Below are 13,352 nucleotides of genomic sequence, written 5' to 3'. Positions count from 1 at the left end.
GGCCGGGCAGGTCAGGAGTCGCGCAGACGGTGCCGTTTGCGCCAGGCCACGGCCGCCCCGGCCAGCAGCGACAGCACGATGAAGCCCGCCGACGCGAGGAAGACCGGGGAAGAGGGGGAGGCCGCGCTGCTGCCCGCGACGACGTACGCGGTGGTGTTGGGGACCGAGCCGATGGCCGTGGCCAGGAGAAACGGCAGCCAGCCCATGCGGGAGACGGCGGCGCAGTAGTTGGCCGCGGCGAAGGGGACGCCGGGGAACAGCCTCAGCGCCAGCATGGACCGGAAACCATGACGGCTCAGCTGGCCGTCCGCGGCCTTCAGCCAGCGGCCCCGCAGCAGTGGCCGCAACGCGTCCTGCCCCAGTACCCGGCCCAGGCCGAAGGAGATACCGGCCCCGAGCACCGTTCCCGCGATCGCCGCGGCAAGTCCCGCCTGGGATCCGAAGAGCGCGCCCGCGGCCAGATTCAGCAGGGGCCGGGGCACCAGCGCGGCCGTGCACAGCCCGTACCCGATGCCGAAGAGCACCACCGCCGTACCGCCGCTCAGCTGCGGCGGCCAGCCCGATGCCAGCAGCCGCTGGGGTTCGTACACCACCACCGTCGAAGCCGCGGCCAGGAGCAGCAGCGCCAGCAGGCCCAGCCGGGACCAGGGTGACAACAGGGCCCGGCCGCAGCGCAGTGCGAGGCCGCCACGCGGCCCGGGGACGGGGTCGAGCATCCCGGGAGACTATCCGACGAGTCCGGCCGGGCGCCGTAACCTGTGCCGCATGACACCCCCGGCCACGCCGGCCAGCGCCCTCGCCGACACCGTCATCGACCGGCTCACCACCGTCTACGCGGCCGGCGCCGACCCGGTGCGGGCCCACGAGGCCGCCGCATACATGAAGCACGTCGCACCGTTCCTCGGCCTGCGCACTCCCGACCGCCGTGCCCTGTCCCGCACCGTCCTCCAGGGCACGGCACGGCCGGACGAGGCCGACTGCACCGCGATCGCCCTGCGCTGCTGGCAGCTGCCCGAGCGCGAGTACCACTACTTCGCCGTGGACTACCTCAGGCGCTGGGTCACACGGTGCTCCTCCGGATTCCTGCCGGTGGTGCGGCACCTCCTCGTCACCGTCCCCTGGTGGGACACCGTGGACGCGCTCGCCGCGCACGTCGTCGGAGGGCTCGTCGCCGCCGACCCGGCGCTGGTCGCCGTGATGGACGAGTGGATCGAGGACGACGACCTCTGGATCGCCCGCACCGCGCTGCTGCACCAGCTGCGCTACAAGGACGCCACCGACGCGGAACGTCTCTTCCGGTACTGCCTGACCCAGGCCGGCCATACCGACTTCTTCATCCGCAAGGCGATCGGCTGGAGCCTGCGCGAGTACGCCAAGACCGATCCGGACGCGGTGCGGGACTTCGTCGACGGCGCCCGCGACCGGCTCGCGCCCCTGTCCGTACGGGAAGCGCTCAAGAACCTGTGACGACGGGCGGCTGAAGAATCGACAACGGTCGAGCCGGGAGCCATCCGGCTGGTCAGACCGCCCATCGACCGGCCATCGACCGGCCCGCACCGCCCAACGCCGGGCATTTCATGGACAGTTCACTACGTACCGGTCCCGGCCGCTGCGCAAGACGGCCGAACGACGGACGACAAGAGCCTGAACCCCTTGTCGTGCAACGGCCCTGACGTGCCGGAATACTTGACTCCGCGGTCCACTCGCCCCCAGTATTCAGTCCGCGCGGGGCTCGGAAGAGACCACCGTCAGCGCTCCCCGCCGAGTGGTCCACGTCAGCCAGGTCATCTCCTCGTCAGGACGGCGTCGCCGGCGGTCCCCTCCGCGGGCCGGGCCGGTGACGTGCTCTCCCGAACAGGCAAGCCCCCGTGAGCACATGTACGAGGAGCAGCACGTGACCCCGACCGCCCCCGACGACGCCCCGCTGATCCTGCGTGCGTTCCGCACCCTGCATCCGTCATGGCAAGCGGCCCTCCGTCCCGACCCGCCCGAAGCCACCGCCTCCATATCCGAGCCGTCCGTCGCGCGGGATCCGCTGCCGGATCCGTCGGCCGAGCTCGCCCGCCGACAGCTGTGCGAGGCCTATCTGCGCGCTTACGCAGGCGAAGCCCCGAGCCGCGCGTGCCGCCATCTGACCGCGGTGATGGACGACACCGTTCGCGGCGGTGTCTCCAAACGCTCGGGCGAACTCGACCAGCACATCGCCGGCTGCCCCAGCTGCGCCCGCGTACGCGCCGAACTCACCGTCGTCCACAGCGGAACGCCCTCCGAACTGACCGCGCTGCTGCGGCTCGCCGCCGAACAGGAGCCGGCCGCAGCCCCGACGGAGGGCGAGGACGCAGAGCCGGTGTCCGCGTCCGAGGTGACAGCGTTGTCGGCTTCCTCGGCTTTCCATGGCGCGGCCTTCCCACCCCCCGGCCCCCGGCGCAGGCTCCGCGGAGTCGTCGCGGCCTCCCCGGTCGGTGCCGCGGCCGTGGCGGGCGTGGCGGTCACCGCGTTCGCCGCGGCAGTCCTCGTGGCTTCCGCGGGCGACTCCGTCAAGGACACCCGCACGCCCCCGTCGCGTGCCTCCGTCACACCACCGCGACTCGCGCTCCCCGCCGAGCCGGCGCCGACGTCCGCGTCCGCCACGACCAGCGCCGCGCCACCGACGCGCCGTGTGCCCAGCCGGCCCGCGACCGCCAGGCCGACCGTGTCCGCCGCCCCGGCCAAGCCCTCGGCCGAGCCTCCCCTCACCGGCTTCCGGCTGGTCAACCGGAGCACCGGCCTGTGCGTCGGCGTGGAAGGCGAAGGGAACGGGGCGATGCTGCGGCTCGAGAGCTGCACCGCACACGCCTGGCAGCGATGGGAGACCATCGACGCCGGCGACGGCACCCACCAACTGCGCAACACCGGCACGCACAAGTGCCTCGACGGCACCTCCAACGGCGGCAACGTCGTCCGCGTCGTCCAGTACGACTGCCACGACGCCGGGTCGCCCCAGCGCCCCCTACAGCTGTGGCGGTTCACACCGGAGGGGGACACCACCGCCTTCCGGCTGGAGTTCGTGCCGCCCGTCCCCGCCACCGACTACTCCTCGCATCTGTTCGGACCCGAGGACTGGTGGACCGAGAACCCGCCGAGGCAGGGCTCGTACCTCGGCCAACTCCCCAACTACTACAACTCGGAGAGCTTCGTCTTCGTCAAGGACGACAAGGCGTGACGCCGGCGTCGGGCAGCCGTCCCGCACGATGACGGAGCTGCCCGCGCGCCCGCGCGAACCCAGAACATCCAGGCGGCGCCGGTCCTGACGGGCCGGCGCCGCCTCGACGTCACCCCGTCGGGGAAAACCATTCGACGCGGACGATGCGTGCCCCCGATCATCGACTCATGTTCCGGTACGCCTTCATCGCAGCGCCGTCCGCAGTCGCGGACGCGCCGAAGGCTGCCGCCCTCCTGGCCGCCGCCGCGGTCGACGCGGCCGCAACGGCCGCCGCTGTGGCAGCGGTCGCGGCGCTCGCCGCCGTATCTGCAGCGCCCGTCGACGGCGCCCGAAGCTGACCCTCCCCGGATCGCCCGGCGGACCCCGCAGGGGGAGGGTCGGTCCGGCCAAGGGGTCCCTCTCCACAGGGAGTTCGCGCTTCGAGTTCCGGAAGGAACCGCAACAGCCATGCCCAAGACGGCATATGTGCGTACCAAGCCGCACCTCAACATCGGCACCATGGGCCACGTCGACCATGGCAAGACCACCCTCACCGCCGCCATCACCAAGGTCCTCAGCGAGCGCGGCGACAACGGCGCCAGGAACGGCGACGGCAGTGCCGGCACCACCGCGTATGTCCCGTTCGACCGGATCGACCGCGCTCCGGAGGAGGCCGCCCGCGGCATCACCATCAACATCGCGCACGTCGAGTACGAGACCGACACCCGCCACTACGCCCATGTCGACATGCCGGGTCACGCCGACTACGTCAAGAACATGGTCACCGGCGCCGCGCAACTCGACGGGGCCATCCTGGTGGTCTCCGCTCTCGACGGCATCATGCCGCAGACCGCCGAGCACGTCCTGCTGGCCCGTCAGGTCGGCGTCGACCACATCGTCGTCGCCCTCAACAAGGCGGACGCGGGTGACCCCGAGCTGACCGACCTGGTCGAGCTCGAGGTCCGCGAGCTGCTCACGGCGCACGGGTACGGAGGCGACTCGGTACCGGTCGTCCGGGTTTCCGGACTCAAGGCCCTCGAAGGCGACCCGCGCTGGGCGTCGGCCATCGAGGCCCTGCTCGACGCGGTCGACACCTATGTGCCGATGCCCGTCCGCTACACGGACGCGCCGTTCCTGCTGCCGGTGGAGAACGTGCTCACCATCACCGGGCGCGGCACCGTCGTCACGGGAGCCGTCGAGCGCGGCACCGTGCGCGTCGGCGACCAGGTGCAGGTACTCGGAGCGGACGTCACGACCGTCGTCACCGGCCTCGAGACCTTCGGCAAGCCGATGGAGTCCGCGCAGGCGGGCGACAACGTGGCGCTGCTGCTGCGCGGTGTGCCGCGCGACGCCGTGCGCCGCGGGCATGTGGTCGCCGAACCGGGGAGTGTCACCCCGCGCCGCCGTTTCACCGCACAGGTGTATGTGCTGTCGGGGCGTGAGGGCGGGCGCACGACTCCGATCGGCACCGGCTACCGGCCGCAGTTCTACATCCGGACCGCGGACGTGGTCGGGGACGTCGACCTCGGCGAGACGGCGGTCGCGCGCCCCGGGGAGACGGTCACGATGATTGTGGAACTCGGCCGGGACATGCCGTTGGAGCCCGGCCTCGGCTTCGCGATCCGCGAAGGCGGTCGCACGGTCGGAGCCGGCACGGTGACCGCTCTGGTCTGAGCGGGGACGGCCGGCACGGTGACCGGTCCGGTCCGAGCGGCCGGCACCGTGACCGGCCGGGCAAGAGTGGGTGTCACGGCGACCGGTCCGGTCCGAGGAGTCGGCACCGTGACCGACCCGGCACGAGGGGGTGTCACGGCGACCGGTCCCGCACCGTCCGGCGCCTTTGGGGTCCGCCTCCCGCCACACGCAGGGGGCGGGCCCGCCCGCCAGGCGCCACACTGCTGCCATGGCGGACAAGGACGACTCGGTGGAGCAGGAATCGAACAAACACCGCACGGCCCTCGTCCTGGGCGGCGGCGGTCTCGCCGGCATCGGCTGGGAGATCGGCATCCTGAGCGGACTCGCCCGGGCGGGTGCCGATACGACCGGTGCCGATCTGATCGTCGGTACGTCGGCGGGGTCGGTCGTTGGCACTCAGCTCACCTCGGGCCGGCTCACCCTGCCCGAGCTCTACGACCGTCAGCTCGCCGACCCGGACGGCGAGGTGCCCGCGGGCATGGGCCCGGCGGTGCTCGCCCGCTACCTCTGGGGCGTGCTGTGGTCCCGCGACCCAGAGGCCTACGGAGCGCGCATGGGACGGCTCGCGCTGACGGCCCGCACCGACCCCGAGGAGGTCCGCCGGGCGGTCTTCGCCGAGCGGCTCCTCACCCACGACTGGCCACGTGCGAGCCGTCTGGTCGTCACGGCCGTGGACGCGCTGAGCGGTGAGTTCCGCGCCTTCGACCGGGACAGCGGGGTGGAGCTGATCGACGCGGTCGGCGCGAGCTGCGCCGTGCCCGGCGTCTGGCCGCCCGTCACGATCGGCGGGCGGCGTTTCATCGACGGCGGAGTCCGTTCCTCCACCAACGCGGACCTCGCGCTCGGCTACGGAAGCGCTGTCATCGTCGCACCCATCGCCGTCGGCGGCGGCCCCGTACTCTCCGCCCGTACGCTGGCCTCCCGACTGGTCGCGGCGGGCACGCGCGTGGCCCTCATCACCCCGGACCGTGCCTCCCGCAGCGCGTTCGGCCGCAACGTCCTGGACCCCGCCAGCCGGGCCCCCTCGGCCCGGGCGGGCCTGGTGCAGGCGGCGGCCCATGCGGAGGCGGTCCGGAAGATCTGGCTCGACTGATCCGGCCACCACCCGTGCGGGCGGGCACGACTGTTCACGCGGCGTCGTCCCGTCCGCCGGACAGGCCCCCTGCGGACGACGGTCGCCCGAACGCAGTAGTCCGGGCGCACAATGGGCGGGTGAACGAGGCCATACCCGTCATCCGTCCCGTCGACCACGGCACCGCCCGCCTCCTGCCCGATGTGGACCGGAAGCGGGCCTGGCTGCTGACCGTGGACGGGGCGCCCCAGTCCTACGTCGACCTCGACGACCCCACGCACATCGAATTCGAGTACGCCCGCCGGCTCGCCCATGTCGTGGACTGCGCGGCGGACGAGGGCGCGCCCCTCGATGTCGTGCACCTCGGCGGCGGGGCCATGACGCTGCCCCGCTACGTCGCCGCGACCAGGCCGGGCTCCCGGCAGGACGTCGTGGAGGCGGACCGCCGGCTACTCGCGCTGGTGACCGAACATCTGCCGCTCCCCGGTGACGCGGGTATCACGGTGCACGGCGCGGACGCCCGTGGCTGGCTGGAGCAGGCACCCGCGGACAGCGCCGATGTGCTGATCGCCGATGTGTTCGGCGGGTCGAGGGTGCCCGCGCACCTCACCTCACGGGAGTACGCACAGCTCGCGGACCGAGCGCTGCGCCCCGGCGGGATCTACGCCGCCAACCTCGCCGACGGTGCGCCCTTCGCTTTTCTGCGGACCCAACTGGCCACGTTCGCGGCGCAGTTCGAGGAGCTGGCGCTCATCGCCGAGCCCGCGGTGCTGCGCGGCCGCAGATTCGGCAATGCCGTGCTGCTCGCCTCACACCGCCCGCTCGGTGTCGCCGCGCTCGCCCGCCGTACCGCCGCCGACGCCTTCCCCGCCCGCGTCGAGCACGGCGAGGACCTGCGGCGCCTCATCGGGGACGCGCGGACGGTATGTGACGGGGACGCGGTGGACTCACCCGAGCCGCCCGACGGGGCTTTCGGCATCGGCTGACGCGGCGGTCGCGACCTGGCCCCCGGCAACCGGCCGGGTACGCCTCGTCAGATTCCGTACGTCCGGCACCAGCAGCACGAGCGCCGTCACCAGCACGATCAGCGCCGCACACCCCCACAGGGCCGGCTCCCGGCCGAACACCTTCTCCACGGGCCCCGCAAGCGCCGTCGACATCGGCAGCATCGCCGTCGAGCCGAACCAGTCGTACGCGGACACCCGGGACAGCTTCTCCTCGGGTATCTCCTGGTGCAGCGCGGTCATCCACACGACACCGAACACCTCGATGGCCACACCGCTGACGAACATCACCACCGACAGCGGTCCGAGCGGCAGCGGTACGGCGAGCGCGGCGGACGGCAGCGCCAGCGGGAACACGCACACCGTGCCCACCAGCAGCATCCGCCGAGGCTTCCACCGCGTCATCAGCAACGCTCCGCCGATGGTGCCCGCGCCGAACGCCGCCAGAGCCAGGCCCCACGGCCGGGCACCGCCCAGCGACTCCTCGGCGACCAGCGGGCCGTACACGGCGTCGGCCGCGCCCACCACCGCGACCACGACGGCGAACTGGGCGGTGATCGACCACAGCCATGGGCGTCCGATGAACTCCCGCCAGCCGTCGCGCAGATCGGCCAGCAGACCGCCGCCCGACCGGCGGGGCGCCATGCGGTCGACCGCCAGGAACGCCCGGAGCGCACCCGCCGCCGCGAACGCCGCGGCGTCGACCGCCAGCACCCAGCCCGGCCCGAACGCGGCGATCAGCACCCCGCCCAGCGCCGCGCCGCCGATCCCCGCCCCGTGCATCGCGAGCCGGAACACCGCGAAGGCCCGGCCCGCCTGCTCCCCGCTCACACTCGAGATCAGCATGCCTTCGGCGGCCGGGTTGAAGAAGGCCGTCCCCGTGCCGCACAGAGCGGTCAGCAGCATCATCTGCCACAACTGCGGCTCCCCGGCGAGCACCAGCGCGGCGAAGGCCGCCTGGGAGACGCAGTTGAGGGCGTTGGCCGCGGCCATCACCCGATGACGGGGCATCCGGTCCGCGATCGCCCCGCCTATCAGCAGGAAGAGCACGAGAGGCAGGGTGCGCGCCGCGGCGACGAGGCCCACGTCGCCGGCGTCCCCGCCGGACTCCAGCACCGCGAACGCCGCCGCGATCAGCGCACCGTGGGTGCCGAGATTGGTGACGACGGCGGCGGCGGTCAGCAGGGTGTAGTTGCGCCCCGCCCATTCCGGGCGGCGGGGGCGGCGGGTGCGGGGCGTACGGCTCCGTGGAGCCGGGGCGGGACGATTCACCCGTGGACTATCGCCTCCGCGGCCCGCCCGTGCCAAACCCGCCGCCGGTCGACGATGGTGCCGGGGCGCGGCCCGCGGCCCGCGGTCAGGACTTCGGAGTCCCCTGGAGCCGCACGGTGCTGAGGATCTGCTGGATCGTCGCGTCCGGGAGCTCGTCCGGGACGCCCTTGTTCGCGTAGAGCACCCAGCTCGCGAAGTCGCCCTTGGCGTTCTTGAAGGTGAAGGCGATCGACTTGCCGTCGGTGTCGCACTTGTCCTGCTTCTTGACGCCGCTGATCGTGGCGATCGCGAAGTGACCGCTCAGCCCGGACTTGGTCGTGTACGGCTTGGGTGTGGTGATCTTGACCTTGTTCATCGGCTCCGACTGACCGTATCCGCCCCACACCCATGTCCCCGCCTCGCTGCGTGAGGCCTGCGCGGTGCTCGTGGCGCCCTGGCCGCCCTTGGTGCCGGTCGCGGCGAGACTGGAGTCCTCGGTCCTGCCGTCCTTGTTGGCGTCGATGCTGCACCACTTGCTTTTGAAGTGCGCGGGCGCCGACATCATGATGAGCGGCGAGCCGTCGCCCTTCTTCTCGTCCTCGAACCCGATGCCGACGCCGGGGCCGTCCACTTCCCACTCCGGCGGAACGTCGAACTGGGTGCCGTGCTTGGGGTTGGTGACGACCTTCCAGCCCGGGATGGTGGGCTGAGCCGCGTTGGAGCCGTCACGGGGGTTGACCGCGGGGGAGGACGCGGGGCCGGCCGCCGAGGCCGAAGCCCCCGGCTTCCCGTCGGCCTTGTTCCCGCCCTTGTCGTCGTCCTTGCCGAAGACCACGACGCCGGTGACGACGGCGGTGGCGATCACGGCCGTTGCCGCGACGACGGCGACGACGGCCGTCTTCTTCCGGTCCGACGAGGGGGCCGGAGTCCCGGGCTGCGGCGGACCGGGCATGGAGTACTGCGGCACGGTCGGCTGCTGATAGGGGTTCGGCTGATTCGGCTGTGCGTACCCGGGCTGCTGCTGTCCCGGCTGCTGGGCATAGGGGTTGGGCTGCTGGTACCCGGGCTGTGTGTACGGGTTCGGCTGCTGGTACCCCGGCTGCGCGTAGGGATTCTGGTCCTGCGGGTTCTGCTCGCCCCCGGGCGGCTGCTGTCCTTGCCACATGGCGAGTAACCATAGAGGTTGTCGCGTTCATGCTGCCACGCCCGTCCCACAGGGGAGTATGGCCAAGACGGCTACTCATCGGTAACATCCGGTCTCATGAGCGCAGACCAGATGTCCGTCGGCGAGCTGCTCGCCGCCACTGTCCCCATGGCCAGGACCCTCAACCTGGAATTCCTGGAGACCACCGCCGAGCGTGCCGTGGTCCGCATGCCCGACCAGCCCGACTACCACAATCACGTGGGCGGCCCGCACGCCGGAGCGATGTTCACGCTCGCCGAGTCCGCGAGCGGCGCCATCGTCATCGCCGCCTTCGGTGACCAGCTGAGCCGCGCCGTGCCGCTCGCCGTCAAGGCCGAAATCGGCTACAAGAAGCTGGCGATGGGCGTCGTCACCGCCACCGCCACGCTCGGCCGTCCCGTCGCCGACGTCACCGCCGAACTGGACGCGGGCACTCGCCCCGAATTCCCCGTAAATATCGCGATCACACGCGAGGACGGTGCGGTCACGGGCGAGATGACCGTCGTCTGGACCCTGCGCCCGAACGGCTGACCGAACTACGCGAAAGCAGAACCGGCTGCCCCGGCATCCGCACCCGGACGCCGGGGCGGCCGCGTTCCCCGGCGAGGACGACGCGAAAACCCGCCAAGTCCGACCAGGTAGGCTGCCCGGGTGCGCCACGGGGGCGCACGCCGGGCAGCACGAGCCCGACGAAACCGGCCGCGCCCCTCGACCACGGGCCGGGCCGACGACCACGGGAGGAACCGGCGGTGCACGTCCAGGAGTGGCTCGAGACCGTTCCGGCGGTGAGCGTCTACATCCTGGTGGGGGTGGTCATCGGGCTCGAGAGCCTCGGTATCCCGCTGCCGGGCGAAATCGTTCTCGTCAGTTCCGCGCTCCTCGCCTCCCAGCACGGCGACATCAACCCCTGGGTGCTCGGTGCCTGCGCCACCACGGGCGCCATCGTGGGCGACTCGATCGGCTACGCCATCGGGCGCAAGGGTGGCCGCCCCCTGCTCGCCTGGTGCGGCACGAAGTTCCCCAAGCACTTCAGCGAAGCCAATATCGCCATGGCCGAGCGCTCCTTCGAGAAGTGGGGCATGTGGGCCGTCTTCTTCGGCCGTTTCGTGGCGCTACTGCGGATCTTCGCCGGTCCGCTCGCCGGTGTGCTGCGCATGCCGTACTGGAAGTTCCTCGTCGCCAACGTCTTCGGCGGCATCCTCTGGGCGGGCGGCACCACGGCCGTCATCTACTCGGTCGGCGTCGTCGCCGAGGCCTGGCTCAAGCGCTTCTCGTGGCTCGGTCTGGTGGTCGCCGTACTGTTCGGCCTCACCTCCATGCTGGTGCTCAAGAACCGCGCCAAGAAGGCCGCCGCGCGCACCGCGGACACGGCCGACGGCGGTGGAGCCGAGCCGGAGGGAGTGCCCTCCGCATCCCCCTCGGTACCCGCCGAGGCGACGCGCAAGGGATGATGCGATCATCCCAGGCGTGATCCCCCGGAACGAGGAGACGGCGATGGCACAGGGGCAGCGGGCACTGATCTCGGGCGTCGGCGGCAAGGAACCGCGGATCGCGCCCGACGCGTTCACCGCGCCCACCTCCGTCGTGATCGGCGACGTCAGCCTCGCGGCAGGCGCGAACGTCTGGTACCACGCGGTGCTGCGCGGCGACTGCGGCCCGATCGTGATCGGTGCGGACAGCAACGTCCAGGACAACTGCACCGTCCATGTCGACCCGGGCTTCCCGGTGACGGTCGGGGAGCGGGTCACCGTCGGGCACAACGCCGTCCTGCACGGGTGCACCGTCGAGGACGACGTCCTCATCGGCATGGGAGCGACCGTCCTCAACGGGGCCCACATCGGTGCCGGATCGCTCGTCGCGGCCCAGGCACTCGTCCCGCAGGGCATGCGGGTGCCTCCGGGATCGCTGGTGGCCGGGGTGCCGGCCAAGGTCAGGCGTGAGCTCACGGACGAGGAGCGCGAGGGCCTGAAGGTCAACGCGCTGATGTACCTGGAGCTGGTCAAGGAGCACCAGGACGCTCTCGAAGGCTGACGCGGCGCCGGTTTGCCCGCGGTCTGCGGGGTAGCCGCAGCAAAGGCGTACAGCCTCGAGGAAGGTGCGGTCATGACCACCGCGACGGAACCGAACCCGGACGGGCCCGGCCCCGTGCCCAGCGGCCCTGAGCCCGTACCGCGCGATCCGCATCCACCGGAGCCCGACCCGGAGCCTGGCCGCGAGCCTTCCACCGACCCGGAGCCGGGGACCCGCCCGGTGCCCGAGCCACCCGACTGACCATGCGCTCTGCGTCACCGATTGCGGACATTGAGTGATCGGCGCAAGGTGGATATGCCAGTCCACCCCCCACAGTGAAGGGACCGCCGTCATGGCTAAGGCAAAGGCAAAGGCGAAGCAGGCCAAGGGCAAGATGAAGGAGACCGCGGGCAAGGCCGTGGGCGACCGCTCCATGGAGGCCGAGGGCCGTGGCGAGCAGGCCATGGGCAAGGCCCAGGAGACCGCGGAGAACGCGAGCGAGCGGATCAAACGGACGGGGCGGTAAGCCCGCCGGGCCACGGCCCGTATGACAGGGGCGGCTGCATCCACGTGCTGGGTGCGGCCGCCCCTTGCGTATCCGCTGACAGCCGACGCTGTGCTCGCGCTGTCGACCGTCAGCAGTCAGCAGTCAGGAGAACAGGGCAGCGGCCGGCGTCCCGGGCATCCGCCGTCATCGGCCCGCCGCCCCGCTCCCGCCCCGCCGCACACTGCCCCGCACACGGCGCTTCAGATCGTCCAGCCATTGGTGCCTCGCCGACCGGGCCCGCGAATGGCGGTCGAGCTCCTCGATCAACCGTTCGCTGCGCTTCTCGACGTCCAGTTCGTCCAGGATCCGGTCCGCTTCCGCGAGCAGAGCGCCGTGCAGCTGCCAGTGCTGCGTCTCCTCCCGGATGCCGAGCAGCAGGGCGGCCACCCGTTCCCGGCACTCCCGGCCGGCGGCCAGCTCGGTGGCCAGCCGTTCTTCCGCCTCCTCGGCGTTCTCCGCCACCTGCGTCGTGATCAGTGCGACGAAGCTTCCGATCGCGGTGGCGAGATGCCCGTAGAGCTCCTGGAGCGCGGCCGTCACGGGCGGTGGGAAGAGCGTGCCGGAGGACTGTGTCTTCGCGAGGTCGGTGAGCGTACGGCACGACACCCGCAGGATCACGGCACAGATCTCCAGTGCGTCCAGCCCGGTGCGCAGCACCAGCCGGGAGAGCACCGGCTCCTTCACCCGGGGATTGAGCCGCAGACTGTCCTCGGCCTGTCTCAGGGCCGCGTCCACCTGCACGATGTCGTGGTCGAGCCGGCGGGCTTCGTGGAGCCGTTCCGCGGCGCGTGCCACCGGGGTGTGTTCACCCAGCTGGGCGGACATATGGGACAGCAGCTCGCGCATCCGTGAGGCGAGGCCGTCGATAGCCTCGCTGGCGTCGCTCACCCAGACGGGCGGTACGAACAGCACGTTGAACAGCAGTCCCACGACCGCGCCGATGAGGGTCTCCAGCACCCGGTCCCACGCCGTCGCCGTCACCTGTGTCACGCCCAGGACGAGCATGGCGCTGATCGCCACCTCGGGCACGAACTCGCCGACCTTGACGAAACGCCCGATCACCAGGGACGCCAGGATCACCAGCCCGAGGCTCCACCAGCTCAGCCCCACCAGCGCGCTGAATCCGGTGGCGATGAGCACGCCCGCGACGACCGAGTTCACCCGCCGGATGCCGGTGGTGAGGGTCGAGTACAGGGTCACCTGTACGACCAGCAGGGCGGTCAGCGGCGCGGTGAGCGGCAGGGGTTCGTCGCTGAGCCGGAGGGCGACGACGTACGAGACGACCGCCGCGGCGGTCGAACGCACCGTCTGGACGACGGCAGGCTCACGATGACGTCGTACGAACTGGCGCAGCGGCTCGGTGGTTTCGGACACCCTCTTCCTTCCGTCCTTCCCCGTCGGAGCACAGG

The 13,352-nt window shown here is 71.8% G+C and carries 15 protein-coding genes; 11 read left to right on the top strand and 4 right to left on the bottom strand.

From position 1 onward, the window contains the following. Nucleotides 1-11: 11 nt before the first annotated feature. Complete coding sequence (locus ACTWOL_RS05095; protein ID WP_474294765.1) at nucleotides 12-716, bottom strand: TVP38/TMEM64 family protein; 705 nt, start codon at nucleotides 714-716, stop codon at nucleotides 12-14. Nucleotides 717-765: 49 nt separating this feature from the next. Between ACTWOL_RS05095 and ACTWOL_RS05090 the strand changes: the two genes are divergently transcribed. The 6 genes from ACTWOL_RS05090 to ACTWOL_RS05065 all read left to right on the top strand — a co-directional run bounded on the left by ACTWOL_RS05090 (nucleotide 766) and on the right by ACTWOL_RS05065 (nucleotide 6,934). Beyond that, nucleotides 766-1,467, top strand: coding sequence for a DNA alkylation repair protein (locus tag ACTWOL_RS05090; RefSeq protein ID WP_474294763.1), 702 nt, complete (start codon nucleotides 766-768; stop codon nucleotides 1,465-1,467). 427 nt (nucleotides 1,468-1,894) lie between these two features. After that, nucleotides 1,895-3,202: an RICIN domain-containing protein gene (locus tag ACTWOL_RS05085; protein ID WP_474294761.1), complete on the top strand. Its 1,308-nt coding sequence runs from the start codon at nucleotides 1,895-1,897 to the stop codon at nucleotides 3,200-3,202. A gap of 167 nt (nucleotides 3,203-3,369) precedes the next feature. Beyond that, entirely contained in the window at nucleotides 3,370-3,540 is a 171-nt protein-coding gene (locus tag ACTWOL_RS05080; RefSeq protein WP_474294759.1) for a hypothetical protein, read from the top strand. A 109-nt stretch (nucleotides 3,541-3,649) separates the two neighbouring features. Next, nucleotides 3,650-4,855 (top strand): elongation factor Tu, encoded by a 1,206-nt coding sequence (tuf, locus tag ACTWOL_RS05075; protein WP_474294757.1) that lies wholly within the window; start codon nucleotides 3,650-3,652, stop codon nucleotides 4,853-4,855. Nucleotides 4,856-5,084: 229 nt separating this feature from the next. Beyond that, entirely contained in the window at nucleotides 5,085-5,969 is an 885-nt protein-coding gene (locus tag ACTWOL_RS05070; RefSeq protein WP_474294755.1) for a patatin-like phospholipase family protein, read from the top strand. Nucleotides 5,970-6,088: 119 nt separating this feature from the next. After that, on the top strand, nucleotides 6,089-6,934 hold the full coding sequence (locus tag ACTWOL_RS05065; protein ID WP_474294752.1) for a spermidine synthase: 846 nt from the start codon (nucleotides 6,089-6,091) through the stop codon (nucleotides 6,932-6,934). On the opposite strand, the gene ACTWOL_RS05060 is transcribed toward ACTWOL_RS05065, so the two are convergent. Together ACTWOL_RS05060 and ACTWOL_RS05055 are read right to left on the bottom strand one after the other, a co-directional pair. Then, nucleotides 6,896-8,224, bottom strand: coding sequence for an MFS transporter (locus ACTWOL_RS05060; protein ID WP_474294750.1), 1,329 nt, complete (start codon nucleotides 8,222-8,224; stop codon nucleotides 6,896-6,898). The genes ACTWOL_RS05065 and ACTWOL_RS05060 overlap by 39 nt on opposite strands. Before the next feature lie 85 nt (nucleotides 8,225-8,309). After that, entirely contained in the window at nucleotides 8,310-9,368 is a 1,059-nt protein-coding gene (locus ACTWOL_RS05055; protein ID WP_474294748.1) for a DUF8017 domain-containing protein, read from the bottom strand. A 96-nt stretch (nucleotides 9,369-9,464) separates the two neighbouring features. On the opposite strand from ACTWOL_RS05055, the gene ACTWOL_RS05050 reads away from it, so the two are divergent. The 5 genes from ACTWOL_RS05050 (at nucleotide 9,465) to ACTWOL_RS05030 (ending at nucleotide 11,922) form a co-directional block, all read left to right on the top strand. Then, the gene (locus ACTWOL_RS05050; protein WP_474294747.1) at nucleotides 9,465-9,917 is read left to right on the top strand and encodes a DUF4442 domain-containing protein; all 453 of its coding nucleotides are present in this window, start codon (nucleotides 9,465-9,467) and stop codon (nucleotides 9,915-9,917) included. A 218-nt stretch (nucleotides 9,918-10,135) separates the two neighbouring features. Beyond that, entirely contained in the window at nucleotides 10,136-10,837 is a 702-nt protein-coding gene (locus ACTWOL_RS05045) for a DedA family protein (RefSeq protein ID WP_474294745.1), read from the top strand. A gap of 16 nt (nucleotides 10,838-10,853) precedes the next feature. Beyond that, a complete protein-coding gene (locus ACTWOL_RS05040; protein WP_474294743.1) occupies nucleotides 10,854-11,417 on the top strand; it encodes a gamma carbonic anhydrase family protein in 564 nt (187 codons plus the stop codon). Between the two features lie 72 nt (nucleotides 11,418-11,489). Next, nucleotides 11,490-11,657, top strand: a complete 168-nt coding sequence (locus ACTWOL_RS05035; protein WP_474294741.1) for a hypothetical protein — start codon at nucleotides 11,490-11,492, stop codon at nucleotides 11,655-11,657. Between the two features lie 91 nt (nucleotides 11,658-11,748). Next, nucleotides 11,749-11,922 carry a CsbD family protein gene (locus ACTWOL_RS05030; RefSeq protein ID WP_474294740.1) on the top strand — a complete coding sequence of 58 codons (174 nt, stop codon included), beginning with the start codon at nucleotides 11,749-11,751 and terminating at the stop codon, nucleotides 11,920-11,922. A gap of 165 nt (nucleotides 11,923-12,087) precedes the next feature. On the opposite strand, the gene ACTWOL_RS05025 is transcribed toward ACTWOL_RS05030, so the two are convergent. Beyond that, nucleotides 12,088-13,317, bottom strand: coding sequence for an FUSC family protein (locus ACTWOL_RS05025; protein ID WP_474294738.1), 1,230 nt, complete (start codon nucleotides 13,315-13,317; stop codon nucleotides 12,088-12,090). Nucleotides 13,318-13,352 lie beyond the last annotated feature (35 nt).

It is taken from the genome of Micromonospora sp. IBHARD003 (assembly GCF_056106285.1).
The sequence above is the reverse complement of the archived record's forward strand: the minus strand, read 5'-3'. Positions and strand labels throughout refer to the sequence as shown.